Origin of the sequence: Humibacillus xanthopallidus, assembly GCF_006716675.1 — a bacterium.
Taxonomy (GTDB): domain Bacteria; phylum Actinomycetota; class Actinomycetes; order Actinomycetales; family Dermatophilaceae; genus Humibacillus; species Humibacillus xanthopallidus_B.
Map to the genome: position 1 here is coordinate 782,057 of NZ_VFPM01000002.1, position 25,748 is coordinate 807,804.

Consider the following 25,748-nt stretch of genomic DNA (forward strand, 5'->3'; position numbering starts at 1 on the left):
GCGTAACGTTGCTCTTGCCGACGCGGGGTGGAGCAGCTCGGTAGCTCGCCGGGCTCATAACCCGGAGGTCGCAGGTTCAAATCCTGCCCCCGCTACCAATCGCAAGGCAACGATGCAGGGCCTCGGAGAGATCCGGGGCCCTTCGTCGTGCGGCGGTTCTGCTGACAGCGGTCGGACGGTCGGACGGCCGCGCGGTCGCTGGTGCAGGTGCTGTCGGTGGACGGTCGGCCTCAGAGCCGGGTGACCTCGCACAGCGACGAGCGCAGCGGCGAGCTGCCGCTGACAGGGTCGCTCGGAGTCTGGCGCAGGACGAGGTTGAGGTTGACGCCGTCCTGCCCGTAGGGGTCCGACGACGCCAGCCCCAGCTCGTCGCATCCCTGCGACCAGCCGTGCTGGGCGCATACGGTGTCCGGGCCGATGCTCGAGTTGAGCTTCGCGCGGGCCCGCACGGCTCCGTGCGGCGTGCTGATGCGCACCCAGTCGCCCGTGGCGATGCCGCGCGCCTGCGCGGTGTCGGGGTGGAGCTCGACCTGGGGGTCGGGCGCCGCCCGCCGCAGCTCGGCGACCTGACGGTGCTGCGACTCGCAGAAGCGCAGGGACTTCGCGCAGGTCAGCACCAGGGGGTAGTCCGCTGCGAGGTCGGGCCGCGATCGGGGGCTGAGCGCCGGCTCGGTGAAGCTGGGCAGAGCGGGCTCGCCGATCTCGGCCAGTGGTTGGGACCAGAGCTCGACGAGCCCGGTCGGCGTGCGGAAGCCACGGTCCCCGTACTTGCGGTGGACCGTGGGCAGGTCGAGGGAGATGCCGCGCGGTCGCTCGCGCAGGGCCTCGAGGGTGATCCCGCTCGGTGCGAGCTGGTAGCGCCATCCGGCGTCGATGTCGCCGTGCCAGAAGTGCTCACCGAGGCCGAGGCGCTCGGCGAGGGCGAAGACGATCTGGAGATCGGAGCGCGCCTCACCGCGGGGCAGCGCGGCGGGACGACGGAGCTGGACATGGGACTGCGCCGACTGGCTGACCTCGAAGCCCACTCGCAAGGCCTCGGTCTCGAACGGGCCGGCCACCGGCAGGACGATGTCGGCGAGCTCGGCCGTCGGGGTCGCGAAGAGGTCGGCGTGGACGAAGAAGTCCAGCGACGACAAGGCATCTCGCACCCGCGCGCTGTCTCCATGAGCCATGACGAAGTTGGCGCCGAAGTTGACGAGGGCACGGGCCCGGTAGGGCTCGTGGTCGAGCGCCGCGGTGCAGAGGTCCTCGACGGTGACGAACTCGAAGCGCGCCGGTCCGAGAGGGCGACCCTGCACCCCGATGGTGCGGGCCCGCTGTGCGTCGCCGAGGAGGTCGGCCCCGTCGACGGGGTTCGTCGGCACCGGGGTGAAGAGGACGTTGCCCCCGACGCTGTCGAGGCACCCGGTGAGGGCGTAGAGGACGTTGACGGCGCGGATCATCTGGGTCGTGTTGCTGTGCTGCTCGAGACCGCTCCAGCTGTAGTAGGCGACCGGGCGCGACTCCCACAGGGTGCGCGCCGTGTCCACGACGGTCTGGGCCGCGACTCCGGTGACGGACTCGGTCGACTCCGGCGTCATCTCGTCGCAGTGACGTCGCAGGAGCTCGAAGACGGGGCGGCAGCTGACCGGTCCGTCGGTGGTCGCGACCTCGACGGTGCCGGACACCGCACGTCGTGACACCGAGCTGCCGTCTGCCGGTGAGGCCGGGTCGACCGTGACGGGCCGCGCGTCCGGCTCGTCCCACGCCACGTAGCCCGTGCGCCCGGGGGAGTCGCGCAGCTCGTCGGCGCGCAGCAGACGCCGCGAGTCGAGCCGGACGAGGAGCGGCGCATTGGTCCAGCGGCGCACGAAGTCCGCGTCGTACCAGCCGTTCTCGAGCATCACATGGATCAGGCCGAGGGCGAGGGCGGCGTCGGTGCCCGGCCTGACCTGGAGCCAGTGGTCGGCCCTGCTGGCCAGCCCCGTGCGGCGGGGGTCGACGACGACGAGGCGGGCACCGCGGTTCACCGCCTCGACGGTCGCGGTGGCGTGCACGAGCCGGGACACCGACGGGTTGTAGCCCCAGAAGAGGATGCAGCCGGCGTTGTCGAGGTCGGGCATGAACGCTCCCGGCACCGGTGCGCCGAAGGTGTAGGTCGCCGCGAGGAAGCGGCCCCAGCCGCACAGCTCCATCGAGTTGGTGTAGTTCGGGCTGCCGAAAGCACGGCGCAGCCGCGTGATCCATTCCACGGAGTCGCTGATCGCGGAGGTCGACGGCGACGCCGACCCGAACACCACGGCCTCGGCGCCGCTCTCGTCCGCGATCGTGCGCAGGCGCGTGGCGATGGTGTCCAGCGCCTCGTCCCAGCTGATCTGCACCCAGCCGGCGCTCGCCGACCCCTTGGGCGTCGTTCGGCGCAGAGGGCGGAGCAGGCGGTCCGGGTGCTCGAGCACCTGTGGGGCCGACTTGCCCTTGATGCAGACGGCTCGTCCCGTCGGGTGATCCGGGTCGGGCCCGAGGCCGACGAGCCGGCCGTCTTGGACGGTGGCCGTCGCGCCGCACCGCGACACGCACATGGGACAGAAGGTGGCCTGGAGTTCAGGGCCGGCACCGGGCATGACGCCCTCCCGCGGAGAGGAGCTGGGTCGTTGCCCGAGCCATTGTAGGGACCGTTCCCGAGAAGTCGGCTTCTCCCAATCGGCACCGGTGGTGGAGCGGAGATTGGCAGGATGGGTGAGGGGCGAGAACGGTCCTCGCCCACGAGAACCAGGAGCACCCATGGACTGGAGCATCGGCAACATCCTGTGGATGGTCATCGGTGGCGCGATCATCGGCGTCCTCGCTCGTTTGTTCCTGCCCGGCAGGCAGGCCATCCCGTTCTGGCTGACCATCCTCGCCGGCATCGTCGGCATGCTCGTCGGGGACTGGCTGGCCGGACTCTTCGGGGTCGAGAAGACGGCCGGCATCGACTGGATCAGGCACGGCCTGCAGCTGGTCGTCGGCATGATCGCGGTGGGTGCCGTGGCCTCGATCCGGGGCCGGCGCACAACGCCCTGAGGGTCGCCTCAGCTGGTGACCGGCGTCGAGGGGCGGTATGCGTGCCGCCTCCGACACCGCTCAGGCGCGGTCAGCCGCGGCCCGGGACGCCGCGATGACGCGGGTCAGTGACGCATGCAGCTCCTCGAGCTGCCCCACCTCCATGCCGAGGCGCTCGATGATCTGAGGAGGCACTCGGAGTGCCTCGTCGCGCAGCGCGGCTCCGCGCGGTGTGAGGCTGACCACCAGCGCGCGGTCGTCGTGCGGGTGGCGCTCGCGCACGACGAGACCGGCCGCCTCGAGCCGCTTCACGAGCGGCGACACGGTGGCGGGCTCCAGGCTCAGCAGCTCGCCGATCTCCTTGAGGGCCAACGGAGCCCGCTCCCACAGGGCGAGCATGACGAGATACTGCGGGTGGGTCAGACCGAGCGGCTCGAGGACGGGGCGGTAGAGGCCGATGACGTTGCGCGCGGCCACGGCGAGGGCGAAGCAGACCTGTTGGTCGAGGCGCAGCAGGTCGTCCGGAGAGCGTCCGGCGAGGTCGGTGTGGCTCGTCTGGCTCATGTCAGTGGTCTCCTCCTTCGCCTCGACCATATAGTATGTGCACTAATAATCTGTGCACGAACGACATCTGAGGTGTGCGACATGACCCGATCCTCTCGCGGCGAGGGACTCTCCCTCGGCTACCGGCTCGGCTACCGGCTGCGCCTCGCGGCTCTCACGCTGCTGGGTCCGGCCGAGCTCGAGGAGCACAACGACCCCAAGGCGCGCCTGCGCCGCGAGCGAGAGCGGAAGGTCGCTGCCGCGGCGGCGCGCCGGGACGGGCGAGCCTGACGTCGAGCCAGCGTGACGCGGCGCCGCCCGCAGCGAGCGGGCAGTCGCGGGCCGGCCGGTCAGACCGCGGGGCTCGCGCCCCTCGCGGCCACGAGGGCCGTGGCCGGCAGGTCGAACCACCGCAGGTGGTCGAAGTCGGCGTTGACGTGTCCGTCGGGGCAGGCCGGAGGGGTGGCCGCCGCAAGGATCCGTCGGCCCTCGGCCAGGTGGTCGGCGAGCACCTCCTCACCCGCGCGGTCGTGCTGCTTCGGGTAGGTCAGGCGCCCACCCTCGAAGCGGACCTGACGCAGCCGCAGCGGCGGCTCGACGGGTCCGTCATGGTGGCGCCAGAGGCCGCTGCGGGCGTCGAAGTCGTAGTCGCAGAGGAGTCGCCAGCCCTCGCGGGCCACGAGGCGCACCGCCTCGATGACGTAGTCGGCCACCGTGTCGGAGATGAAGTAGTTGAAGTTCACGCGCACCCAGCCGGGCTTGATCCCCTCGCACCCCCGGCCGATCTCGCGCTCGAACTCCTGCGAGCGCTCGAGGTCGATGCCGAGCAGGGCATGGCCGTAGGGGCCGGCGCACGAGCAGCCGCCTCGGGCCTGGATGCCGAAGAGGTCGTTGAGCACGGCGACGACGAAGTTGTGGTGGAGGTGGCGCCCGCCCGCGGAGCGCACGGTGAAGGACACGATCGAGAGACGCTCGGCCGAGAGGTTGCCGAGGATCTCGATGGTCGGCTCCTGCTGCCACGCCTCGACGGCGCGGCGGAGGAAGACCGCCTCGCGGGCGCGGATCGTCGGGACTCCCACGGCCTGCTTGAGCTTGAAGACGAGGCCTGCCCGGATCGCCTCGATGATGGCGGGGGTGCCGCCCTCCTCGCGGTGGGCAGGGTCGGTGAGGTAGTCGTGCGCGGTGGGGTTGACGAAGGCCACCGTGCCGCCGCCGGGCACGTCGGGCACGCGGTTGTCGAGCAGCTCGCGGCGCACGACGAGCACCCCTGGCGTGCTGGGCCCGCCGATGAACTTGTGGGGGCTGAGGAAGACGGCGTCCTTGTAGGCCGTCGGGTCTGCGACGCCACGACCACCCGTGCCGTACATCTCGATGTCGACGTACGGCGCGGCGGCGGCGAAGTCCCAGAACGCGAGGGCGCCGTGCGCGTGCAGCAGCGACGAGATGGCATCGGTGTCGGTGACGATGCCGGTGACATTGCTTGCGGCGGAGAAGGATCCGATGACGAGGGGGCGGGCGGCATACTCCTGCAGTCGATCCCGCAGCACGTCACAGTCGATGTGACCGTCGAGGTCCTGGGGGATCACGACGACGTCGGCCACGCACTCGCGCCACATGACCTCGTTGGAGTGGTGCTCGTAGGGGCCGATGAAGATGACAGGACGTTGGTCGGCAGGCACGAGATCGCTTGCGTGCCAGCGGTCCTCGAAGTTCGATGGGACTCGGAGGCCGAGGATGCCGACGAGCTTGTCGATGGCGCCGGTGCACCCGGAGCCGGCGAAGATCACCACGGTCTCGTCGTCCCCACCGACGGCGTCGCGGATCTCGCGCCTGGCGTCCTCGCGCAGCCGGGTCGTCTGCAGGCCCGTGCCCGAGCTCTCGGTGTGCGTGTTGGCGTAGCGGGGAAGCACCTCGTCGCGGATGAAGTCCTCGATGAAGCCGAGCGCGCGCCCGGAGGCGGTGTAGTCCGCATACGTCACACGGCGTGGGCCGTAAGGCCCCTGCATGACCTGGTCGTCACCGATGACGCTGGTGCGGATGAGGTCGAGGAGGTCGTCGGAGGAGGGGTCCGTCGGGGTCATGCCATCAAGCATACCGTCCGTGATGGTAAACGAATTTTGGATAACACTGCGTTACTCATGACATTTCGGTCCTGCCGCGGGACGGGATCGCGAGGCGTCGCATAGGGTCGATCGCGTGACTGCGATCTCCTATCCCCTCGTCGAGCGCACGCTCGCCAACGGGCTGCGCGTCATCGTCTCGGAGGACCACGCGGCACCCAACGTCGCGGTCAACCTCTGGGTCGGTGTCGGCTCCCGCCACGAGAGCCCCGGGCGCACCGGCTTCGCCCACCTGTTCGAGCACCTGATGTTCCAGGGCAGCCGCAACGTGAAGTCCGGTGAGCACTTCTCGGCGCTCATGGACGAGGGTGCGCGGCTCAACGCGACGACGTGGTTCGACCGCACCAACTACTTCGAGACCGTCCCGACGGGCGCGCTCGAGCTCGCGCTGTGGCTGGAGGCCGACCGGCACGGGCACCTGCTCGACGCCGTGACGCAGGAGAACCTCGACAACCAGCGCGACGTCGTCAAGGAGGAGAAGCGCCAGCGCTACGACAACGTGCCCTACGGCACGGCCCTCATCGACATCTACGCGACGGTCTTCCCGGAGGACCACCCCTACCACCACCCGACGATCGGCTCGATGGAGGACCTCGACGCAGCGACGCTCGACGACGTGCACGACTTCTTCCGCGCCCACTACGCACCCAACAACACCGTGCTCACGCTCGTCGGTGACATCACGCCCGAGGAGGGCTTCGCCGCGGCGGAGAAGTACTTCGGCCCGCTGGCGGCCATCCCGCTCCAGAACCGGCCGCGGCACGCCCAGCTTCCCCCGATGGACGGACCCGTGCGGGTGGACCGGGTCGGCGACGTTCCCAACGACCGCCTCTACGTGGCCTTCCGGCTCCCCGTCGACACCACGCCCGACTACCTCGCGTGCCAGGTCGCCGTCGACGTGCTCGGTGGGCTCGCGAGCAGCCGGCTCATGCACCGTCTCGTGCGCACCGACGAGACCGCGGTGGCCGTGGGTGGCTGGACGATGGGTCTCGTCGACGGCGTGGGCCTCGGCGCCTTCACCGTTGACGTCTCCTCCGGCGCCGACGCCGACGAGGTGGAGCAGGCCCTCTGTGAGGAGATCTCGCGCTTCATCGCCGAGGGGCCCGACGAGGCCGAGCTCGAGTCGGTCATCGCCGACACGGAGCGGTCGTGGCTGAGCGCCCTCGCGAGCATCGAGGAGCGGGCCGACCACATCAGCCACCACGCGCTGCTGACCGGCGACCCCGACTACGTCAACACCTTCGTCGACCGACTTCGCCAGGTCGGCGCCGACGACGCGCGGGCTGCGGCGGCGGCGTGGCTCGACCCCGGATCGCGAGCGGTCGTGCGCTACCTCTCCGACTCCAGCGGTCGCGGCGAGGAGGGGGAGGCAGCATGACCGATGTCGCCCGCCCCGTCGTCGCGCCCCCCGCCCCGTGGGACTTCCCCGTGGCGCAGACCCACGACCTTCCCAACGGCCTGCGGCTGCTCACCTACGACGTGCCCGGACAGTACGTCCTGTCCCTGCGCCTCGGACTGCCGATCTCGCTGCGCGACGAGCCCCGCGAACGTGAGGGCGTCGCGACGATCATGGCGCGCTCGCTCGACGAGGGCACGGAGCGCTGGTCGGCCGAGGAGTTCGCGCGGCTGCTGGAGCGCAAGGGGGTCAGCTTCGGTGCGGGGATGGCCGACTCGGGCCTCTCGCTCGACCTCGACGTCGTCAAGGGCAACCTCGAGCCGGCTCTCGACCTGCTCCGCCAGATCCTCACCGAGCCCGCCTTCCCCCAGACCGAGGTCGCGCGTCAGGTGCGCACCCGGCTCGCCGAGATCGATCAGGAGCGAGCGGTGCCGTCGGCCCGCGCCGGACTGGAGTTCGTCCGCACGTTCTACGCGGCGCAGGACCGGTCGTCCCGGCCCACGGGCGGGTCGCGCGACACGGTCGCGCAGATCACGCGCGACGACGTGACGCAGTTCCACGCCGACCACGTCGTCGCCGCGGGGGTGACGATGGTGGTGGCCGGTGACCTGGCGGGCCTCGACGTGCCGGCGCTCGTCGACTCCGCACTCGGAGGCTGGAGCAGTGGTGGACGTGAGCGCGACCGGCACCTCGACCGTCCGGCGACGCTCGCCGCCGACCGGTCCCGCATCGTGCTCGTCTCCCGTCCCGGATCCGTGCAGACCGAGCTCGTGGTCGGGGCCCCGGGTCCGGACCGCTCGGTCGAGGGCGGGTGGGCCCCCTACCCGGTGCTCGGGTTCGTGCTCGGCGGCTCACCGACCGCTCGCATCGACGCCGTTCTCCGCGAGGAGAAGGGCTACACCTACGGCATCCGGTCGAGCTTTCGTCCCCGCCGGGCCGGTGGCCTCTTCCTCACCTCCGGCTCGGTGCGGTCGGACTCGACACCCGAGTCGCTGCACCTGCTCGTCGAGATCCTCGGCAGCGGGTCGGAAGGCTTCTCCGACAAGGAGATCCGCTCCGGTGTCGACTTCATCAGCAAGACGGCACCGGGCCGCTACGCCACGGCCGACGCCATTGCCGACGAGGCCGTCAGCATGGCGCTCGACGGGCGCACGACGGAGTTCGTGACGAGCAACCTGCGTGACCTGCGCACCGTCGACGCAGCGCGCGTCGATGCGGCATACGCCAGGTTCGCCGAGAGGGCCGGCATCGGTGCCGGCCCGCGGCCGGGGGCGGGGTGGACGATCGCGCTCGTCGGCGACGCCGAGGCCCACCTCGACGCGATCTCGGCCCTCGGCCTCGGCGACGTGACCGTGGTGCGCGACGAGCACGCCTGACCCCGCTCGCTCCGGGATCACCTCGAACCACGGCGATCCCGGGGCGCGGCAGGCGGGTCAGAGGGGGCGCTCGAGGACGAAGTCGTCCTCGTAGGCGCCGCCGACGAGGAAGCGCTTCGTGCCGACCCGGGCGAAGCCGCTCTTGGCGTAGAAGCGCTGGGCCCGCTCGTTCTGCTGGTTGACGCCGAGCCACGCACCGGCGGCGCCGACGGACGCAGCCCACTCGAGCGAGGCCGCCATGAGGGCGGCCGCCGCGCCGGTGCCGTGCGCCTCCGGCAGCACGTAGATCTTGCTCAGCTCGACGGTGGGCCGCAGCGTGAGCGCGGCACGCACGTCGGCATCCTGCGGCTCGCCGCGCACGAGCATCGCATAGCCGAGCGGTATGCCGTCCTGCTCGGCGAGCAGGACGCGTCGGTCCGCGTCGGCGAGGTAGTCCTCGAATCGGGCGGGAGAGAGCACGTCGGCGATGAACGCGTCGACCCGCTCACGGCTCATGCTCGGGGGGCAGGCGAGACCGAAGGTCGCGGCGGCCACCTCGGCGAGCTCCGGCACGTCGTCGGGCCCGGCGGCCCGCACCGTCACTCCCGTGGTCGTGCTCACGGCATGCCGATCCGCGAGAGGACCTCGTCGTGCAGCAGCCCGTTCGTCGCGAGTGCGTTGCCGCTCCAGCACCCGTCGCGACCGTCGAGGCCGGTGAAGCGGCCGCCCGCCTCCTGCACGATCGTCACGAGCGCCGCCATGTCGTGCACCGCGAGTTCGGGCTCTGCGGCGATGTCGACGGCACCCTCGGCGACGAGCATGTAGGACCAGAAGTCGCCGTAGGCGCGGCTGCGCCAGCAGTCGTCCATGAGCTCGAGCACCTGCGCGCCACGACCGCGCTCGCGCCAGCCGCCGAGGGAGGAGTAGGACATCGACGCGTCCGCGAGGGTGCTCACCTTCGACACCGAGATCCGCTTCGCCGACGACAGCGACCGACCCGACCAGGCACCCGAGCCCTGCGCCGCCCACCACCGGCGCTGCAGCGCAGGGGCAGCGACGAGGCCGAGCACGGGCACGTCGTCGACGACGAGCCCGATGAGCGTCGCCCACACCGGCACCCCGCGCACGAAGTTCTTCGTGCCGTCGATGGGGTCGACGATCCAGCGCCGGGAGCCGTGGCCCGTCGTGTCGAACTCCTCGCCCTGGACGACGTCGCGGGGACGGGTTCGCTTGAGCTGCAGGCGGATCAGCTCCTCGGCCGCCCGGTCCGCATCGGTGACGGGGGTGAGGTCCGGCTTGCTCTCGACCACGAGGTCGTCGGCCCGGAAACGGGCGGTCGTCACCCGCTCGACCGCGTCGGCGAGGACGTGGGCCAGACGCAGGTCGTCGTCGTAGGAGGTCACCGGGTCAACCTATCGCCGCGGGCGACGGCACAGGTCAGTAGTGGTCGTCGGTGCTCGAACGGCTGCTGAGCAGCCGTCGCAGCGACTCGAGACGGCTCCGGCCCGAAGGACCGGCGTGACCCTCCTCCACCCAGGCGTCGAGGGCGCATTCCTCCTCGTCGTGCGTGCAGCCGCGCGGGCAGTTGTCGGTGCCTGCGGCGAGGTCGGGGAAGTGGTCGATGATGTGGTCGACGTCGATGTGGGCCAGGCCGAACGACCTGATGCCGGGGGTGTCGATGACCCATCCGTCGACGTCACCGGGCAGGCGCAGCGCCACCGCGTTGGTCGACGTGTGCCGACCGCGGCCGGTCGTGTCGTTGACGACGCCGGTGGCCCGCGCGGCCCCGGGCACGAGGGCGTTGACGAGCGTGCTCTTGCCGACACCGGAGTGCCCGACGAGCACCGACACCTGGCCGGCGAGACGCTTGCGGAGGTCCTCGACCCCCACGATCTCGCCGTCGCGCCTCGAGGTGACGACGTGCTCGACCTCGAGGGGCGTGTAGGCCGACAGGAAGGGTGCCGGGTCGACGAGGTCGGCCTTGGTCAGCGCGAGCAGCGGCACGAGGTCGGCGTCGTAGGCCGCGACGAGGCAGCGGTCGACCATCCGCGGTCGCGGCTCCGGGTCGGCGAGGGCGGTGACGATGACGAGCTGGTCGGCGTTGGCGACGATGATGCGCTCGAACGGGTCGGTGTCGTCGGCCGTGCGGCGCAGCACCGACCGGCGCTCCTCGATGCGCACGATCCGGGCGAGGGCGTCGGGCCCTCCCGCGAGGTCGCCGACGAGCGCCACGTCGTCTCCGACGACGACCCGGGTGCGGCCGATCTCACGTGCCTTCATCGCCGTCACGACGCGCTCCGGCTCCTTCTTGCCGAGAGCGCCCTTCGGGATGAGGCAGGTGTAGCGGCCGCGGTCGACCCCGATGACCATCGCGACGACGGCGTCGGCGTGAGCCGGCCGCTCCTTGGTGCGGGGCCTCGATCCCTTGCGGCTCGGGCGCACCCGGATGTCGCCCTCGTCGAGGTCCCGCCAGCTCATCGCGGCAGCACCACCGCGGGGGAGCCCGCGAGCATGCCCTGCCACAGCCCCACGAAGTCGGGCAGCGTCTTGGCCGTGGTCGCCACGTCCTCGACGAGGACGCCAGGCACCCGCAGACCCAGCACGGCACCGGCCGTCGCCATGCGGTGGTCGTGATAGGTGCGGAACCGCCCGCCGTGCAACGGTGCCGGCGTGATGCGCAGGCCGTCCTCGGTCTCGACGACGGAGCCACCCAGGCCGCCCAGCTCGGCGGTGAGGGCTGCGAGGCGGTCGGTCTCGTGGCCGCGGATGTGCGCCACGCCGCGGATCCACGACGGCGTCGAGGCCAGTGCCGCGACGGCCGCCACCGTCGGCGTCAGCTCGGCCGCGTCGTGCAGGTCGATGTCGATGCCGACGATCTCGTCGCCGCCGACGACGGTCAGGCCCGACCGGTCGAGGCGCACGTCGGCACCCATCGAGTCGAGGATCTCGCGCAGGAGGTCGCCTGCCTGGGTCGTGTGCTGCGGCCAGCCGGGCACCCGCACGGTGCCGCCGGCGACGAGCGCGGCGGCGACGAAGGGGCCGGCGTTGGAGAGGTCCGGCTCGACGGACACGTCGAGGGCGTTGATCTCGGACGGCTCGACGCGCCACGTGTTGGGCTCGCTGTCGTCGACGATGGCACCGGCGTCGCGGAGCGTCTCGACGGTCATGAGGATGTGCGGCTCGCTCGGCACGGGCTTGCCGTCGTGGTGCACCGTGACGCCCTGGTCGTAGCGCGGGCCGGCGAGCAGCAGCGCGGAGATGAACTGCGACGACGCGGAGGCGTCCATCGTCACCGAGCCGCCGCGCACGCGCCCCCGCCCCCGCACCGTGACGGGGAGGTGGCCCGCCCCGTCGTCGTCGAGGTCGGCGCCGAGGGTGCGCAGGGCGTCGATGACCGGACCCATGGGCCGCACCCGGGCCTGGGGGTCCCCGTCGAGCACGACGGGCCCGTCGGCGAGCGCCGCCACCGCGGGCAGGAAGCGCATGACGGTGCCCGCGAGACCGCAGTCGATCCGCGTGTCACCGCCGAGCACCTCCGGCGGGGTGACGACCCAGTCGTCGACGGCGCCGGGCATCGGCTCACCCTCGGGAGGCACGTCGTCGATGCGCACCCCCAGGCCGCGCAGGGCCTTCGCCATGAGGAGCGTGTCGCGCGAGCGCAACGGCGCTCGCAGCCGGGAGCGGTCCGAGGCGAGGGCGGCGAGCACGAGGTAGCGGTTGGTGAGGGACTTGCTGCCCGGCAGGGAAACCGTGGCGTCGAGAGGTCCGGAGGCGACGGGGGCGGTCCAGTCACCCGGCTGGTCGTCGCCGGGGTGGCTGGCGGGAGGTGTGGCCGGACTCAACTCAGCTCACGACGTCCTTGGCCTGATGGGCGAGGAGCCGTGCCTCACGCGTGGCGGCACGCTTGGCGTGGCGGGCCTCCCGGCGCGTCACCTTGCCGGCGTGCTGGGCCCGCCACACGAGCCCGGGGCGTCCCTCGGTGTCGACAGCCGCGAGGAGCAGGCCGCCGAGGAGCCCGACGTTCTTGAAGAAGAGGCTGCGCGACTGCTGCTTGAGGGTGGGGTCGGTCTCGTCCCAGAAGGCGTGGTCGATGGCCGTCGTCGGGATGATCGACGCGGCGAGCACCGTCGAGGCGAGCCGCGGCATGCGGCCGGTGGCGAGCAGCACGCCGCCCCCGAGCAGGGCGGCGCCGTTGACCCGGACGAAGAGGTCGGGGTCCTTCGCGGCCGACTGGGCTCCCGGCACTTGGCCCGGCACCTTGTCGAGCAGCTGCGCGGCCTGCCGGCTGCGTAGCCCGGGGTGGCGCAGCGCGTCGATCCCCGCGGCGATGAAGACTGAGGCGAGCAGGGGACGGGCGAGACGGCGGACGATCATGGGGACTTCCTCCTGGATCAGTGGGGACCTACGTTATCGACATACCCCGGGTCCAGGGCCGTCGCGCCCGACATCCGGGGTCGCCTCCCCTCGCGTCCGGCGCACCCGCGGCCCGACAGCGTGGGACTGCGCGGCCACTCGAGACGGTGCAGATGGGACTGCGCGGCCACTCGACGTGGCGGGGAAGTGGGCGGCGGCGGGCGGCATACGCTGGCGGCATGTGCGGGAGGTATGCCGCGAGCGCGCGGCCCGACGAGCTCATCGAGGCCTTCGACGTCGACGAGGACCACACCGGCGACCCGGCGCGCAGCATCCTCAAGAGCCCGCAGAGCCCACCGGCGGGCGAGCCCGACTGGAACATGGCGCCCTCCAAGCAGGCGCCCGTCGTGCTGACCCGCAGGCCACGCGGTGACGGCCCCGACGACGAGGCCGAGCCCTCCCGGCAGCTGCGGCTGCTGACCTGGGGCCTCGTGCCGGCGTGGTCGAAGGAGGTCACGATGGGCCTGCGCATGGTCAACGCCCGCGCCGAGTCGGTGCTCGGCAAGGGGGCCTTCGCCAAGGCGGCGCTCGCCCGGCGCTGCCTCGTGCCGGCGCAGGGGTGGTACGAGTGGCAGGTGTCGCCGACGGCGGTCGACGCCAAGGGCAAGCCGCGCAAGCAGCCGTTCTTCATCCACCGGGCCGACGGGGCGCCCGTGGCGTTCGCGGGGCTCTACGAGTTCTGGCGGGACCGCGAGGTCCCCGAGGGAGAGCCGGACGCCTGGCTCACGACCTTCACGATCATCACGACGGCGGCCGACCCCGGCATGGACCGCATCCACGACCGCCAGCCGCTCGTTCTCGAGCCCGAGCAGTGGGAGCAGTGGCTCGACCCCGACGAGAAGGACCCCGGCTACGTCCAGGGCGTCCTCGACTTCGCCCGCCCGGGCCGGTTCGAGGCCTACCCGGTCGGCCGGGCGGTGGGCGCGACCCGCAACAACGGCCCGCACCTGCTCGACCCCGCGCCGGTCGCCGAGCTCGAGGGGGTCATCGACCCGATGACCGGCGAGGTGATCGGGTCGTGAGCGCCCCCCGCGAGTCGGTCCGCGAGGTCGCGACCCCGCAGGGCCCCGCCCGAGCCCACGTATGCCGTCCGGCCCGTGCCGCGGGCACCATCGTGCTCGGGCACGGAGCCGGGGGAGGGCTGGGCGCGCTCGACCTCGCCGTCGCCCGCGAGGTCCTCGTCGACCGGGGGTGGGCCGTCGTCGTGGTCGAGCAGCCGTGGCTCGTCGCCGGACGCAAGGTCGCCGGACGGCCGGCGACCCTCGACGAGGCCTGGGTGCCGGTCGTGCGGGCCCTGCTCACCGGGCGGGGCCCGCTGCCGCGACCGCTCGTCGTGGGGGGCCGGAGCGCGGGGGCGCGCGTCGCCTGCCGCACGGCCGCCGAGCTCGAGGCCGACGCCGGCCTGCTCCTCAGCTTCCCGCTCCACCCACCCGGCCGGCCCGACAGGCTGCGCGCCGACGAGCTGGCCCTGGCGCCCGACCCCTCGTGGGTCGTCCAGGGCACGAACGACAGCTTCGGCACCCCGGCCGAGCTCGCGGCATACCTGCCTGCGGGGGCGACGCTGCTGGAGGTCCCCGGTGCGCACTCCTTCCCGCGCGGCTCCCGCGCCGCCCTCGTGGAGGCCCTCGGCCAGGTGGCGGGAATGCTCCCCGCGTAGGGGTCGTTGCACCCGACATGGTCACGTGTCCCCCGAGCGCCCCCGAGCGCGCCACCCCTGCAGGCGAGGGCGTCGGTGCAGCCCTCGGTGCAGCGGCGCCGAAAGTCTCCCAGCCGGCCGGACTAGGCTGGGGGGCAATGGCCAAGGACAAGACCTCAGACCCCACCGCCGTGCGGGTGGCGCCGGCGAGTGCACCCACCGATGCCGACGTCGACCTCGCGACCGAGACCGACGTCGAGCGCCGCGCCCGCTTCGAGCGCGAGGCGATGCCGCTGCTCGACCAGCTCTACAGCGCCGCCCTGCGCACGACGCGCAACCCGAGCGATGCCGAGGACCTCGTCCAGGAGACGTTCGCCAAGGCGTATGCCGCGTTCCACCAGTACCGCCCGGGCACCAACCTCAAGGCGTGGATGTACCGCATCCTCACCAACACGTACATCAACAGCTACCGCAAGAAGCAGCGCCAGCCGCTCGAGGCCGACTCGTCGGACATCGAGGACTACCAGCTGGCGCGCGCGGAGTCGCACACGAGCGCGGGGCTGCGATCGGCCGAGGCCGAGGCGCTCGACCACCTGCCCGACAGCGACGTCAAGCGGGCGCTTCAGCAGATCCCCGAGGAGTTCCGCCTCGCCGTCTACTTCGCCGACGTCGAGGGCTACTCCTACAAGGAGATCGCCGAGATCATGGAGACCCCCATCGGCACGGTGATGAGTCGGCTGCACCGCGGCCGGCGCCAGCTGCGCGAGCTGCTCGCGGACTACGCCGCGCAGCGCGGCTTCGTGGCGGCCGGCGCGGCAGGTGGCACCGGCACGGGCACGGAAGGACAGCGGTCATGATCGACGAGACGGGCGAGGGCGTGCAGCGCAGCGCGTCGGGCACCGACTGCTCGGAGGCGCTCCTGCGGGTCTACGAGTACCTCGACGGAGAGCTCGGGCCGGACGAGTGCGCCAAGATCCAGGCGCACCTCGACGAGTGTGGTCCGTGCCTCAAGGAGTACGACCTCGACACGACCCTCAAGGCGCTGGTGAAGCGCTCCTGCGAGTGCGAGCAGGCTCCCGATGCCCTGCGCACGACGATCATGTCGCGCATCTCGATGACCGTCATCCAGGTCGACGGCTTCTGACAATCGAAAGAGCAGTTCGTCGCCGTCCTGCGCCCCTGCGCGGCCCCATGGAAGGGCGACGAACTGCTCTTTCGATTGAGCGATACGACCCAGACACGACGAAGGCCCGCCCCGTTTCCGGAGGCGGGCCTTTGAGTGTCAGGAGCTCACGCGTTGGGCTTGCGGCCGTGGTTGGCGGCGTTGCCCTTGCGCGAGCGGCGCTTGCGGGCGCGCTTGCTCATCGTCGGCTCTTTTCGTCGGGTGATGCGGTCAAAGGCCCATCGTCCCACACCCTTTCGCTGACGCCGAATCGCGATGAGAACCTTAAAATCTTGGTATAGATCCAGGCCCTGGAGCGCCGCGTGCGCCAATCGGGCCACCGGGTTTGACAGGCTGAGGCCCTAGACCCCCCACTTGCGTCCGTGCTGCGAGCGGCACGGAGCAACTTCTGTGCCTGCAGCCGGGACGCAAGACGTCAGAAGGAGAACCCCATGTTCAGCGCCCTGCTGTCGGCCCTCGGAGATGGCGGCTTCACCACCAACGTGCTCGTCTACCTCGCGAACACGTGGTCGTGGGGCAGCTGAGCCCTCCGCTCACGCCGCTCGCCCGTCACGACGGTCCCGTGCAGTCTCGAGCTCTCGCTCGAGACTTGCGGGACCGTGGCGTCTGCGCGCTTCAATAGCCTGTGACCACCCGCCCCGAGCAGCCTGCGCCCTCCCGCTGGCTTCCCGCCTACATCGCCGCGGTGGTCGCCGCGGCCGTGCTCCTCGGGGTCCTGTCGTGGACGTGGGGTCGCCGTCCTGATCTGGCGCCGCTGCTGCTCCTCGCGGCGATGGGCGTGCTCAGCTTCCAGCTGCGCGAGCCGACGGTCACCTCACGCATCGGCTTCTCGTTCCTGTCGATCATCCTGCTCGCCTCGGGCGCGATCCTCGGGCCCTTCGGTGCCTGGTGCGTGGGCCTGGTCTCACCCGTCATCGACCGCGACCGCAAGGTGCACTGGTTCCAGCGGCTCTTCAACGCCGCGATGATGGCGATCATCGGGGTGGCCGGCGGCTGGGCCTACGCGCTGTCGCACGGCGCCGAGAACCTGGGCGACCTCTCGGGCCTGGCGAGCATCGCCACCGAGCTCGGCCTGCCGCTGCTCGTCGCCGACATCGTGCAGTGCCTGACGAACGCCCTGCTCCTCGCCGGGGTGATCCACCTCTACCAGGGCGTGCCGTTCCTCGTCTTCCTGCGGCGCGTTCTCGTCAGCTCCGGCGTCGCCTACGTCGGGTACGGCGCCATCGGCTTCCTCTTCGTCATCGTCTGGTTCCCGGCCGGGCTCGATGCGTTCAGCGCCGTGCTCATCCTCGCGCCGCTGCTCGCGGCGCGGTGGGCCTTCATCCAGTTCGGCGACGAGCTGCGGTCGCACGAGCGCACCGTCGACACCCTGGTCACCGCGCTCGCCACCAAGGAGCCGGCTGCGGCTGAGCGCAGTCTCCGGGTCGCCCGCCTCGCCGAGTGGGTCGCCGAGGAGATGGGGCTCGGGCCGAGCCAGATCGGCACCGTCCGCTACGCCGCGATGCTCCACGAGATCGGCCACCTCGGGGTGCCGACCCGCCTGCTGCGCCGACCCCGCGGCTCCCTCACGGCGGCCGAGCGCCGTGTCGTCGACCGTCACTGCGTGCTCGGGGCACGGATGATCGAGGGCATCGACTTCCTCGAGCCGGCTCGGTCGGGCATCCGCCACCAGGGCGAGCGCTTCGACGGGCGGGGCACGCCGGACGGCCTCGTCGGCCCGGCCATCCCTGTCGTCGCGCGGGTGCTCGCCGTCGTCGTGGCAGCCGACGACCTCACCGCCCAGGGCGGCGACGCGGTGCGAGCCCTCCGAGGCCACGCAGCAGCGGGGACGCACGCGAGCCACGGCGCGCACGGCGCACCCGATGCGCACGGCGTCGTGGACGAGCTGTCGCGCGACCCCGGCCGGTTCGATCCCGCCGTCCTGCTCGCCCTGCGCGCGGCGCTCGACAAGCACGGGCTCGCAGCGGTCACCGTCGGCACGGCGGACCGCGCATGAGCCGCGCCACGAGAGCCGAGTCCGTCGGTCTCGTCCTCGGGATCCTCACCGTCGTCCTCAGCGTGCTCGCTGCCTACGAGGCCGGCAACTTCCCGGGCTGGGGCAGCGGGGCGGCCCTCGCCCTCCTGCTCGTGTTCGGGGTGACCATCGCCGTGGGGGAGTGGTTCCAGATCTCGGCCCCCGGCCTGCGCGGCTCGGCTCCGCTCGCGACGGCGAGCGCCTTCGGCCTCTGCTTCACCGTCGAGGTGCCCGACGGGGGATACATCGCCTACGCCGCGGCCGTCGTCATCGCCGTCACCTCGGTGGCGACCGCGATCGGTGTCGGTGCCCGGCTCGCGGCGCGGCACGCCGTGAGCTTCATCGAGGTGAGCGGGCGCCTCGCGGCGGTCGTCGTCGTGGCCCTGCTCTATCGCAACGTGTACCTCGGCCAGAGCACGGGTGCCGCCGTCATCGACCACTGGCAGCCCCCGTGGCAGAACGCCGTCACGATGCTCGCGATCGCGGCGGTCGGGCTGCTCGCCGACGTCGCCCTGACGTCGGCCCTGCGCGCTCTCGCGGCCGGAGGGGGGCTGCGGCGCATCGTCCTCGAGGAGCTCGTGTCGTCGGTGACCCTCTCGTCGCCGGTGGCCGTCACCGGGGTGCTCATCGCCCTCGCGGCGCCGACCCTCGGCATCGCCGCGCTGCCGCTCTTCCTCGTGCCGCTCGTGCTCACCCTCTTCGCCTTCCGTCGCTACGTCAGCATCCGCGCGACCTACCTCCAGAGCATCCGCACGCTCTCGCGGCTCACCGACGCCGCCGGCTACACACCGGCGGGGCACTCCGAGCGCGTGGCCGCGCTGGCGCTCCGCGTCGGGCGCGAGCTCGCGCTGCCGGAGCGAGAGCTGCTCGACCTCGAGTACGCCGCACTCCTGCACGACATCGGGCAGGTCGCCCTCGTCGAGCCCATCCCCGGCGGCGCCACGGTGCTCGCGGCACCGGCCGACCAGCGGCGCATCGAGGCCGACACGGTCGCGATCGTCCGCGAGACCGGTGTGCTCGAGGGGGTGGCGCGCATCCTCGAGCACCAGACGACGCCCTACCGCCAGGTGCGCGAGCTCGGCGAGGAGATCCCGCTGACGAGCCGCATCATCAAGGTCGTCAACGCCTACGAGGACCTCAACCGCGGCGCGCGCGGGAGCCGCTCGCGCGACGCGGCGCTCGAGCGGATCTATCTCGGACTCGGCTACGAGTACGACCCGCGCGTCGTCGACGCCCTGCTGCGGGTGCTCGACGTCGCGCCGCACCACGCCGACGCCGCCACCTGAGCCACCCTCGCCGACGCCTGCGCCGACGCCTGCGCTGACGCCCGTCCCCGAGCCCCACACGCGGTCATCGCCCTGCTGAGACGCCGGTCACACGGTATGCCGTTGAGTCGAGCGGGTGCCCCGTGCGACGATGGCGCCTCGGGCAACCCCCGTTACGCGAGAACGACCTTGCAGGCATGACCCCGGCACGGTTCCACCAGTCAGGGCCTGCCTGCCCTTCCCGTCACGCGAACGAGGTGTTCCAGCCATGAGTGCGTTGCCCACCCACCAGCTCTTCGATCCGAACGACCCGGTCTTCGTCGTCCACGAGGGCGGCAAGCTCGCCGTCCATGCCACGTCCCAGCTGCGCGACGCGGCCGACCTCTCCCTGCTCTACACGCCAGGCGTCGCCGACGTCTCGCGCGCCATCGCCGTCGACGCGACGCTGGCCGACGTCTACACGAGCCGGCGCAACACGGTGGCCGTCGTCAGCGACGGCACGGCGGTGCTCGGCCTCGGAGCCGTCGGGCCGCTCGCCGCCATGCCGGTCATGGAGGGCAAGGCCGTCCTCTTCAAGCACTTCGCCGACGTCGACGCCGTGCCGGTCTGCATGGAGACCGGCACCGTCGACGAGATCGTCGACGCGGTGGCCCGCATCGCGCCGACCTACGGCGGCATCAACCTCGAGGACATCTCGGCGCCGCGCTGCTTCGAGATCGAGCGCCGGCTCAAGGAGCGGCTCGACATCCCCGTCTTCCACGACGACCAGCACGGCACGGCGATCGTCGCCCTCGCGGCGCTGCTCGGTGCGGTCGAGGTCGTCGAGAAGGCGCTCGACGAGCTCACCGTCGTCGTCGCCGGTGCCGGGGCGGCGGGGGTGGCGGTCACGCGCATCCTGCTGGCCGCCGGGGTGGGTGACGTCATCGTCACCGACTCGCGGGGCGTGCTCGGCCCCGACCGGGTGGCCGAGGAGGGCCTGCCCTCCCACAAGGCCGACCTGCTGCGCGACACGAACCGCACCGGCGTCACCGGCGCCATCGGTGACGCCCTCGAGGGGGCCGACGTGCTCATCGGCGTCTCAGGAGGCACCGTCGTCGAGCGCGACCTCATGCGGATGGCGCCGCGGGCGATCATCTTCGCCCTCGCGAACCCCGACCCCGAGGTCCACCCGAGTGTTGCTCGCCGTTTCGCCGAGGTGGTCGCAACCGGGCGGTCCGACTTCCCCAACCAGATCAACAACGTGCTCGCCTTCCCCGGGATCTTCCGCGGCGCCCTCGACTCGGGGGCCCGGGCGATCACCGAGGAGATGAAGCTGGCCGCCGCCCACGCCATCGCGTGCCTCGTCGAGCACCCGACCGCCGAGCAGATCGTGCCGAGCGTCTTCGACGAGCGGGTCGCCCCCGCCGTCGCGGGCGCAGTCGCGAGGATCGCGGCGCGGCGGTGACGGGGGGATGAGCTCGGCAGGGCGGGCCCGGTCGACGGGGATCAGGCCCGCTCTGCCGGATCGGTGAGCCCGCGAGCCGCCAGCGCCTCGCCCGTCGCCCGTCCGTAGGCGACGACGTGCACGACCGTCGGCACGACGAGGGCCCGCGGGTCACGCTCGAGGCCCCGGGCCCGGGCCGACTCGCGCACGACGGCGAAGGCGCCGGCGACCCACGGCACCGACCGCAGCACGACCGCCACGGTGAGGGCCACGACCTCGGGGTCGACCCAGCGTGCTGCCGGCCGGGCCCCTCGCACGACGGCGTCGAGCATCGTCGTGACCGGTGTCGTCGCGGTGAGCAGGCCCGCCGCGACGAAGGCGGTGCTGATGCCGAGGACGACGCGGACGGCATACGCCGGGCCGACGGCCCACCACTGGAAGGCGCCGAGCAACACGAGCACGGGTGCGAGGGAGCGGAGCGAGCGCAGCAGCCGCGCCAGGGGCACACCGGCCGTGACGGCGAGGACGAGCAGGCCGGCGAGGACCGCTGCGAGGGGGACGGCCGAGTCCACCCACCAGGGCAGCAGGCCGATGGCGATGACGCCGATCAGCTTGGCCCCGAAGGGCGCCCGGTGCAGCCAGGAGCTGCCGACGACGTGCGCCGTGAAGAGACCGGGCTCCCTCACGAGGTCGCCACCGACCGGCGGTAGTGCTCGACGGCGGCGCCCGGCGATCCGTCGAAGACGACCCTCCCGCCCTCGACGACGAGGGTGCGGTCGGCCTCGAGCGCGAGGTCGAGGTCGTGCGTGGCCGTGACCACCGACTGGGGAAGCGTGGCGACGAGGCGACGCAGTGCCACGGTGTTGCGCAGGTCGAGCAGCGTCGTCGGCTCGTCGAGCACGAGAAGGCGCGGCTCGGTGGCGAGCACGACGGCGAGCGCCATGAGCTGGCGCTCGCCGCCCGACAGCTCGTAGACGGAACGGTCCGCGAGCTCGGTGAGACCGAAGCGCGCGAGCACCGTCTCGGCCGCGGCCCGGCGCTCGGACCGCGAGCGGTGCACCCGGCGCAGCGACAGCTCCACGTCCTCACGTCCGGTCGGCATGACGAGCTGCGAGATCGGGTCGGTGAAGGCGAAGGCCACCCGGCGGCGCACGTCGCTGCCGTGTCGCGCGGTGTCGAGACCGTCGACCCGCACCGACCCCGACGTCGGCAGGACGAGCCCGTTGAGCAGGCGCAGGAGGGTCGACTTGCCGGAGCCGTTGGCGCCGACGACGGTGACCCGGGGCTCGCGCAGCACGAGGTCGAGCGGGCCGAGCAGGGTGCGTCGGCCCGTCCCCGTCTCGAGCGGCACCGAGACGGTCGCCGCCGTGATCACCACCTCCGGACGGTCGGGCACGCCCGTCCCGGCGGTATGCGGCTCGGCGGGCATCAGGGGCGCGCGACCCTCCGCAGGAGCACGTCGGGGAAGGCCCGGTGCACCGCAGCCGCCGCGACGGCGGCCACGAGGCCCTTGACGACGTCGCCGGGCAGGAAGGGGAGGTCGGCGGCGAGGGCGGCCTGGAACGACAGCTTGGCGTTGACCATGAGACCCGCGATGCCGAGCGGGTGCACGACGAGCAGGGTCGTGAGCAGCGTCGCGACGAAGAAGAGCGGCACCCACCACGACCGCCGGGCGCGCCGCAGCACCGACCGGCTCGCGAGTCCGAGCACGAAGGCCGCGACGACGAACGAGACGAGATAGCCGGCCGTGGGGCCGGCGAGGACCTGCAGACCGGACTGTCCCCGGCTGAAGACGGGCAGCCCGACGAAGCCGAGGAGCAGGTAGAGCAGGACCGCGGCGGTGGCCCGCCCCGGTCCGAGCACGAGACCGGTGAGCATGACGGCGAGGGTCTGCAGCGTGATCGGCACCCCGAGCGGCCCGACCGGGACGCCCGGCACGACGGCGGCGGCGACGAGCAGCGCCGTGAAGACCGCGACGAGACCCACCGACTGCGCGTCGAGCCCGCGGCTGCGGGCACGTGGGTCAGCGGGGTGGGCGTCGGTCGGTCCGTGGACCTCGTGAGCGGGGATGGCGTCGGTCACGCCACGGACCCTATCGGGCGCCTGACCGGTCTCCGTCCGGCCACGGTCACTATGGTGCTGGAATGCTCGCTGCCTACGCCGCCGCCCAGTCCGCCTCCGACCCGCTGTCCGGTCTCGTCGTCGGGGAGCGCCCCGAGCCGCAGGCCCGGCCGGGCTGGACCGTCGTGCGGCTGCGGGCGGCCGCCCTCAACCACCACGACGTCTGGTCGCTGCGTGGGGTGGGTCTGCCGGCGGACCGGCTGCCCATGGTGCTCGGCTGCGACGGCGCGGGCGTCGACGAGGCCGGTAACGAGGTCATCGTGCACGCCGTCGTTCCCTCGGACGGCTGGCGGGGCGACGAGACCCTCGACCCTCGCCGGACCCTGCTGTCGGAGCTGCACGACGGCACGCTGGCCGAGCAGGTCGCCGTGCCCTCGACCAACGTCGTGCCCAAGCCCGAGTCGATGTCGTGGGAGACCGCGGCGTGCCTCTCGACGGCGTGGCTCACGGCATACCGCATGCTCTTCACGAACTCCGGGGTGCAGCCGGGCGGGACCGTGCTCGTGCAGGGCGCGGGGGGCGGCGTCGCGACGGCGCTCATCCAGCTCGGAGCGGCCGCCGGCTACCGGATGTGGGCGACCTCGCGCGACGAGGCGAAGGGCGCCCGTGCGCTCGAGATCGGGGCCGACCGGGTCTTCGGCCCGGGGGAGCGGCTGCCCGACCGCGTCGACGCCGTCATGGAGACGGTCGGCGCCGCGACGTGGTCGCACTCGGTCAACTCGCTGCGACCCGGCGGCACCATCGTCATCTCCGGCGCCACCTCGGGTGATGCGCCTGCCAAGGCCGAGCTGACGAAGATCTTCTTCAAGCAGCTGCGCGTCGTGGGCTCGACGATGGGCACTCAGCAGGAGCTCGCCCAGCTCGCCCGTCTCGTCGTCCAGGCCGGCATCGAGCCGGTCATCGACTCCGTGCGACCGCTCGCCGAGGCGCGCGACGGCTTCGCGCGGATGGTCGACGGGGACGTCTTCGGCAAGGTCGTCTTCACGGTCGGCTGAGCAGACCGGCCGCGCGCACCTGCACGACGACCGAGCACCCGTCGGCCGCGGGAGCGAGGGGCCGCCCCTCGAGCCCGTCGCACGAGAGCGCGGCCTCCAGCCGGGCGACGAGTCTCCCGAGCGCGTAGGGGCCGTCGGCCCCCAGCGTGACGGACTCGTCGCCGACGTCGGCCGTGGCCTCGTCGTCGGCCGCGAGGGCGAGCCGCACGGCGCGCGCGACCGCGCCGGTGCGCGTGTCCGGCCCAGCCGGAGGGATGCCGACCCGGGCCGCCAGGGCTGTGCCCGGCGCGACGCCGAGGGCGGCCCGCACGGCCTCGACCCTCCCGAGCGCGAACCAGTCGTCGGGTCCCGTGCGCACGAGGCCCCGGGCACCGTCGAGGCCACCGTTGAGTCCGCCGTCGGACGCGTCGTCGAGGACGACGTCGGCGAGCCCGCGCACCACCGCGACCGGCACCCCGAGCACCTTGCCCTTGACGAGGTCGGCCGCAGCCGCGATCTCGTCGACGAGCGCACGGGCCGTGACCGAGAGGTCCCTCCCGTCGGCGTCGACGGCTCCGCGCAGGTCGTCGAGCACCCGCACCCCGTGCGCGCCGAGCGCGAAGTCGACCTGCCCGACCCGCCAGGGGCGCCCGGCGGTGTCGCTCAGCACGACGCCGAGCCGGACGCCGTGGCGCAGGGTGAGCGACGTGTGGAGCGTCCGGCACACGCCGTCGGGGTCGTGGGGGAGCAGCAGCAAGCCGCCCCGCTCACCGGTGTTGCTGCCGTCGACGCCGGCAGCCGCCATGACCGGTCCGGCCTTGGCCGTGACGATGCGGGTCAGGCGCTCGCCGGAGATCCGCTCGGCGACGACGCCGTCGCTCTCGCCGGCGACGACGCGCTCCTTGTCGGGGTCGTCGGTGACGAGGCCGAGGGCCTTGCTCGCCACCTTGCTCGACACGACGACGACGTCGCCGTCGGCGAGGGTGACGCCCGAGGAGCGCAGGCCGGAGTCGACGACGTCTGTGAGGTCATCGCCCGGACGCACCTCCGGTATGCCGTGGAGCGGGGTGATCGTGACGGTGCCGCTCACGCGGTGACCCGGCTCGCACGGTCCTCGCGCAGGCGCAGCCCGAGGTCGAGGGCAGCGCCCGCGAGGTCGGCGGCGGCGTCTACCGAGCTCATGAGCAGGGGGCGGTGCTCGACCTCGAGACGCGACCGGGCGGATGGCCGGCCGGCCGGCATCGGGTCCTGCTCGTCGACGAGCCAGCCGTCGAGGAAGTCCTCGTAGAGGCCGGCGACACCGGCGCTCGACTCCTCGACGCCGATGGCGCGCAGGCAGGCGTCGGCGTGGCCCCGGACGGGTCGCCCGCCGACGAGGGGAGAGACGCCGACGACGGGGGCGCGGGTGCCGCGCAGCGCGTCGCGCACCCCGGGCACGCCGAGGATGATGCCGATCGACACGACGGGGTTGCTCGGCGGCAGGAGGACGACGTCTGTCTCACGGATCGCGTCGAGCACCCCGGGGGCCGCGGTCGCCTGGTCGAGCCCGGCGACGACGAAGCGCTCGGCCGGGAGCGCGGCCTGGTGCCGCACCCACCACTCCTGGAAGTGGATGGCCCGCTGCTCGCCGTCCTCCTCGACGACGACGTGCGTCTCGACGGGGGTGTCGGTCATGGGCAGGAGCGTGACGCCGAGGTCGGGCAGGCCCCAGCGGGCCGAGAGCCGCGAGACCACCTGGCTGAGCGGCATACCGCGGCCGAGGAGCTGGGAGCGGTAGACGTGGGTGGCAAAGTCCTTGTCTCCCAAGGTGAACCACTGCGGGGTGGCGCCCAGTGCAGCGAGTTCCGTTGCGAGAGAGTGCGTCTCGTCGGCGCGCCCCCAGCCCTGACCCTCGTGGACACCTCCGCCGAGGGTGTAGAGGATCGTGTCGATGTCTGGGCAGACCCGCAGGCCGAAGAGGGTGATGTCGTCACCGGTGTTGCCGATGACGGTGATCCGGGTAGGTGCCTCGCCGGAAGCGGTTGCAGAGCGGTGCTCGAGGTGGCGGAGCAGTCCACGGAGGAAGCGGGCGCCGCCCACACCTCCGGCCAGGGCGGTGATGCGCATGTGCCGATCCTCTCAGTCCGCCTGCGCCGTCGCGTCGCCAGGTCGAGGAAGAAGTGGGCGAATATCATCTTCGGGCTTGACGTGAGGCGTATGACACGCATGTAATTTCATTGTTGTATTCGTCGGGGTCGGTTCCGTGGTGGTGCAGGTCGGTGCAGGTGATCGACTCGCTCGCAGTCGG

The 25,748-nt window shown here is 72.5% G+C and carries 26 protein-coding genes and 1 tRNA gene; 13 read left to right on the top strand and 14 right to left on the bottom strand.

Translation table 11 applies throughout. The annotated features are described in order from the left end of the window. The first annotated feature begins 21 nt into the window (after positions 1–21). Positions 22–98 (top strand) — tRNA-Met (locus FBY41_RS11535). Between the two features lie 132 nt (positions 99–230). Here FBY41_RS11535 and FBY41_RS11540 read toward each other — a convergent pair. After that, entirely contained in the window at positions 231–2,873 is a 2,643-nt protein-coding gene (locus FBY41_RS11540) for a molybdopterin-containing oxidoreductase family protein (protein ID WP_311769393.1), read from the bottom strand. On the opposite strand from FBY41_RS11540, the gene FBY41_RS11545 reads away from it, so the two are divergent. Then, a complete protein-coding gene (locus FBY41_RS11545) occupies positions 2,761–3,039 on the top strand; it encodes a GlsB/YeaQ/YmgE family stress response membrane protein (RefSeq protein WP_141844408.1) in 279 nt (92 codons plus the stop codon). The genes FBY41_RS11540 and FBY41_RS11545 overlap by 113 nt on opposite strands. A 60-nt stretch (positions 3,040–3,099) precedes the next feature. Here FBY41_RS11545 and FBY41_RS11550 read toward each other — a convergent pair whose 3' ends face one another. After that, positions 3,100–3,582, bottom strand: coding sequence for a MarR family winged helix-turn-helix transcriptional regulator (locus tag FBY41_RS11550; RefSeq protein WP_141844409.1), 483 nt, complete (start codon positions 3,580–3,582; stop codon positions 3,100–3,102). Between the two features lie 81 nt (positions 3,583–3,663). Between FBY41_RS11550 and FBY41_RS11555 the strand changes: the two genes are divergently transcribed. Further along, complete coding sequence (locus tag FBY41_RS11555; RefSeq protein WP_141844410.1) at positions 3,664–3,852, top strand: hypothetical protein; 189 nt, start codon at positions 3,664–3,666, stop codon at positions 3,850–3,852. A 59-nt stretch (positions 3,853–3,911) separates the two neighbouring features. Here FBY41_RS11555 and FBY41_RS11560 read toward each other — a convergent pair whose 3' ends face one another. Then, positions 3,912–5,642, bottom strand: coding sequence for an aminotransferase class V-fold PLP-dependent enzyme (locus tag FBY41_RS11560; RefSeq protein ID WP_141844411.1), 1,731 nt, complete (start codon positions 5,640–5,642; stop codon positions 3,912–3,914). A gap of 115 nt (positions 5,643–5,757) precedes the next feature. Here FBY41_RS11560 and FBY41_RS11565 point away from each other — a divergent pair, with 115 nt between their 5' ends. Beyond that, a complete protein-coding gene (locus tag FBY41_RS11565) occupies positions 5,758–7,059 on the top strand; it encodes a M16 family metallopeptidase (protein ID WP_141844412.1) in 1,302 nt (433 codons plus the stop codon). Then, positions 7,056–8,453: a M16 family metallopeptidase gene (locus tag FBY41_RS11570; RefSeq protein WP_141844413.1), complete on the top strand. Its 1,398-nt coding sequence runs from the start codon at positions 7,056–7,058 to the stop codon at positions 8,451–8,453. The genes FBY41_RS11565 and FBY41_RS11570 overlap by 4 nt, the downstream gene beginning before the upstream one ends. 57 nt (positions 8,454–8,510) lie before the next feature. Here FBY41_RS11570 and FBY41_RS11575 read toward each other — a convergent pair whose 3' ends face one another. From FBY41_RS11575 to FBY41_RS11595, 5 genes are read right to left on the bottom strand one after another with little or no spacing between them, the layout of a single operon-like run. Beyond that, positions 8,511–9,053 (bottom strand): GNAT family N-acetyltransferase, encoded by a 543-nt coding sequence (locus FBY41_RS11575; protein ID WP_260439707.1) that lies wholly within the window; start codon positions 9,051–9,053, stop codon positions 8,511–8,513. Next, positions 9,050–9,835: a histidinol-phosphatase gene (gene hisN, locus FBY41_RS11580; protein WP_141844414.1), complete on the bottom strand. Its 786-nt coding sequence runs from the start codon at positions 9,833–9,835 to the stop codon at positions 9,050–9,052. Before hisN ends, FBY41_RS11575 begins: the two co-directional genes overlap by 4 nt. A gap of 34 nt (positions 9,836–9,869) precedes the next feature. Further along, on the bottom strand, positions 9,870–10,910 hold the full coding sequence (rsgA, locus tag FBY41_RS11585; RefSeq protein WP_141844415.1) for a ribosome small subunit-dependent GTPase A: 1,041 nt from the start codon (positions 10,908–10,910) through the stop codon (positions 9,870–9,872). Then, entirely contained in the window at positions 10,907–12,274 is a 1,368-nt protein-coding gene (gene aroA, locus FBY41_RS11590) for a 3-phosphoshikimate 1-carboxyvinyltransferase (protein WP_141844416.1), read from the bottom strand. The genes rsgA and aroA overlap by 4 nt, the downstream gene beginning before the upstream one ends. A 1-nt stretch (position 12,275) precedes the next feature. After that, positions 12,276–12,806, bottom strand: coding sequence for a DoxX family protein (locus FBY41_RS11595; protein ID WP_141844417.1), 531 nt, complete (start codon positions 12,804–12,806; stop codon positions 12,276–12,278). 218 nt (positions 12,807–13,024) lie between these two features. Here FBY41_RS11595 and FBY41_RS11600 point away from each other — a divergent pair, with 218 nt between their 5' ends. The 4 genes from FBY41_RS11600 (at position 13,025) to rsrA (ending at position 15,625) form a co-directional block, all read left to right on the top strand. Further along, entirely contained in the window at positions 13,025–13,867 is an 843-nt protein-coding gene (locus FBY41_RS11600; protein WP_141844418.1) for an SOS response-associated peptidase, read from the top strand. Continuing rightward, positions 13,864–14,502, top strand: coding sequence for an alpha/beta hydrolase family protein (locus tag FBY41_RS11605; protein ID WP_141844419.1), 639 nt, complete (start codon positions 13,864–13,866; stop codon positions 14,500–14,502). The genes FBY41_RS11600 and FBY41_RS11605 overlap by 4 nt, the downstream gene beginning before the upstream one ends. A gap of 137 nt (positions 14,503–14,639) precedes the next feature. Then, the gene (locus tag FBY41_RS11610; RefSeq protein ID WP_141844420.1) at positions 14,640–15,338 is read left to right on the top strand and encodes a sigma-70 family RNA polymerase sigma factor; all 699 of its coding nucleotides are present in this window, start codon (positions 14,640–14,642) and stop codon (positions 15,336–15,338) included. Then, positions 15,335–15,625, top strand: coding sequence for a mycothiol system anti-sigma-R factor (gene rsrA / locus FBY41_RS11615; RefSeq protein ID WP_141844421.1), 291 nt, complete (start codon positions 15,335–15,337; stop codon positions 15,623–15,625). The genes FBY41_RS11610 and rsrA overlap by 4 nt, the downstream gene beginning before the upstream one ends. A gap of 146 nt (positions 15,626–15,771) precedes the next feature. Here the strand turns inward: rsrA and FBY41_RS24270 are convergent, their stop codons facing one another. Continuing rightward, complete coding sequence (locus FBY41_RS24270) at positions 15,772–15,846, bottom strand: 50S ribosomal protein bL37 (RefSeq protein WP_369791897.1); 75 nt, start codon at positions 15,844–15,846, stop codon at positions 15,772–15,774. Positions 15,847–16,289: 443 nt separating this feature from the next. Between FBY41_RS24270 and FBY41_RS11620 the strand changes: the two genes are divergently transcribed. The 3 genes from FBY41_RS11620 (at position 16,290) to FBY41_RS11630 (ending at position 20,387) form a co-directional block, all read left to right on the top strand. Beyond that, a complete protein-coding gene (locus tag FBY41_RS11620; protein WP_141844422.1) occupies positions 16,290–17,660 on the top strand; it encodes an HD-GYP domain-containing protein in 1,371 nt (456 codons plus the stop codon). Next, entirely contained in the window at positions 17,657–18,964 is a 1,308-nt protein-coding gene (locus tag FBY41_RS11625) for an HD-GYP domain-containing protein (protein WP_141844423.1), read from the top strand. Before FBY41_RS11620 ends, FBY41_RS11625 begins: the two co-directional genes overlap by 4 nt. A 247-nt stretch (positions 18,965–19,211) precedes the next feature. Then, a complete protein-coding gene (locus FBY41_RS11630) occupies positions 19,212–20,387 on the top strand; it encodes an NAD(P)-dependent malic enzyme (RefSeq protein ID WP_141844424.1) in 1,176 nt (391 codons plus the stop codon). Positions 20,388–20,428: 41 nt separating this feature from the next. Here FBY41_RS11630 and FBY41_RS11635 read toward each other — a convergent pair whose 3' ends face one another. Genes FBY41_RS11635 through FBY41_RS11645 form a run of 3 tightly spaced genes read right to left on the bottom strand, consistent with a single transcriptional unit; the run spans position 20,429 to position 22,448 of the window. Continuing rightward, complete coding sequence (locus FBY41_RS11635; protein ID WP_141844425.1) at positions 20,429–21,052, bottom strand: energy-coupling factor transporter transmembrane component T family protein; 624 nt, start codon at positions 21,050–21,052, stop codon at positions 20,429–20,431. Further along, positions 21,049–21,795 (bottom strand): energy-coupling factor ABC transporter ATP-binding protein, encoded by a 747-nt coding sequence (locus FBY41_RS11640; RefSeq protein WP_141844426.1) that lies wholly within the window; start codon positions 21,793–21,795, stop codon positions 21,049–21,051. Before FBY41_RS11640 ends, FBY41_RS11635 begins: the two co-directional genes overlap by 4 nt. Next, the gene (locus FBY41_RS11645; protein ID WP_141844427.1) at positions 21,795–22,448 is read right to left on the bottom strand and encodes a biotin transporter BioY; all 654 of its coding nucleotides are present in this window, start codon (positions 22,446–22,448) and stop codon (positions 21,795–21,797) included. The genes FBY41_RS11640 and FBY41_RS11645 overlap by 1 nt, the downstream gene beginning before the upstream one ends. A gap of 62 nt (positions 22,449–22,510) precedes the next feature. Between FBY41_RS11645 and FBY41_RS11650 the strand changes: the two genes are divergently transcribed. Continuing rightward, entirely contained in the window at positions 22,511–23,482 is a 972-nt protein-coding gene (locus FBY41_RS11650) for a zinc-binding dehydrogenase (protein ID WP_141844428.1), read from the top strand. On the opposite strand, the gene FBY41_RS11655 is transcribed toward FBY41_RS11650, so the two are convergent. After that, the gene (locus FBY41_RS11655; protein ID WP_141844429.1) at positions 23,469–24,551 is read right to left on the bottom strand and encodes a coenzyme F420-0:L-glutamate ligase; all 1,083 of its coding nucleotides are present in this window, start codon (positions 24,549–24,551) and stop codon (positions 23,469–23,471) included. The genes FBY41_RS11650 and FBY41_RS11655 overlap by 14 nt on opposite strands. Then, on the bottom strand, positions 24,548–25,567 hold the full coding sequence (gene cofD / locus FBY41_RS11660) for a 2-phospho-L-lactate transferase (protein ID WP_141844430.1): 1,020 nt from the start codon (positions 25,565–25,567) through the stop codon (positions 24,548–24,550). The genes FBY41_RS11655 and cofD overlap by 4 nt, the downstream gene beginning before the upstream one ends. Positions 25,568–25,748: the final 181 nt, after the last annotated feature.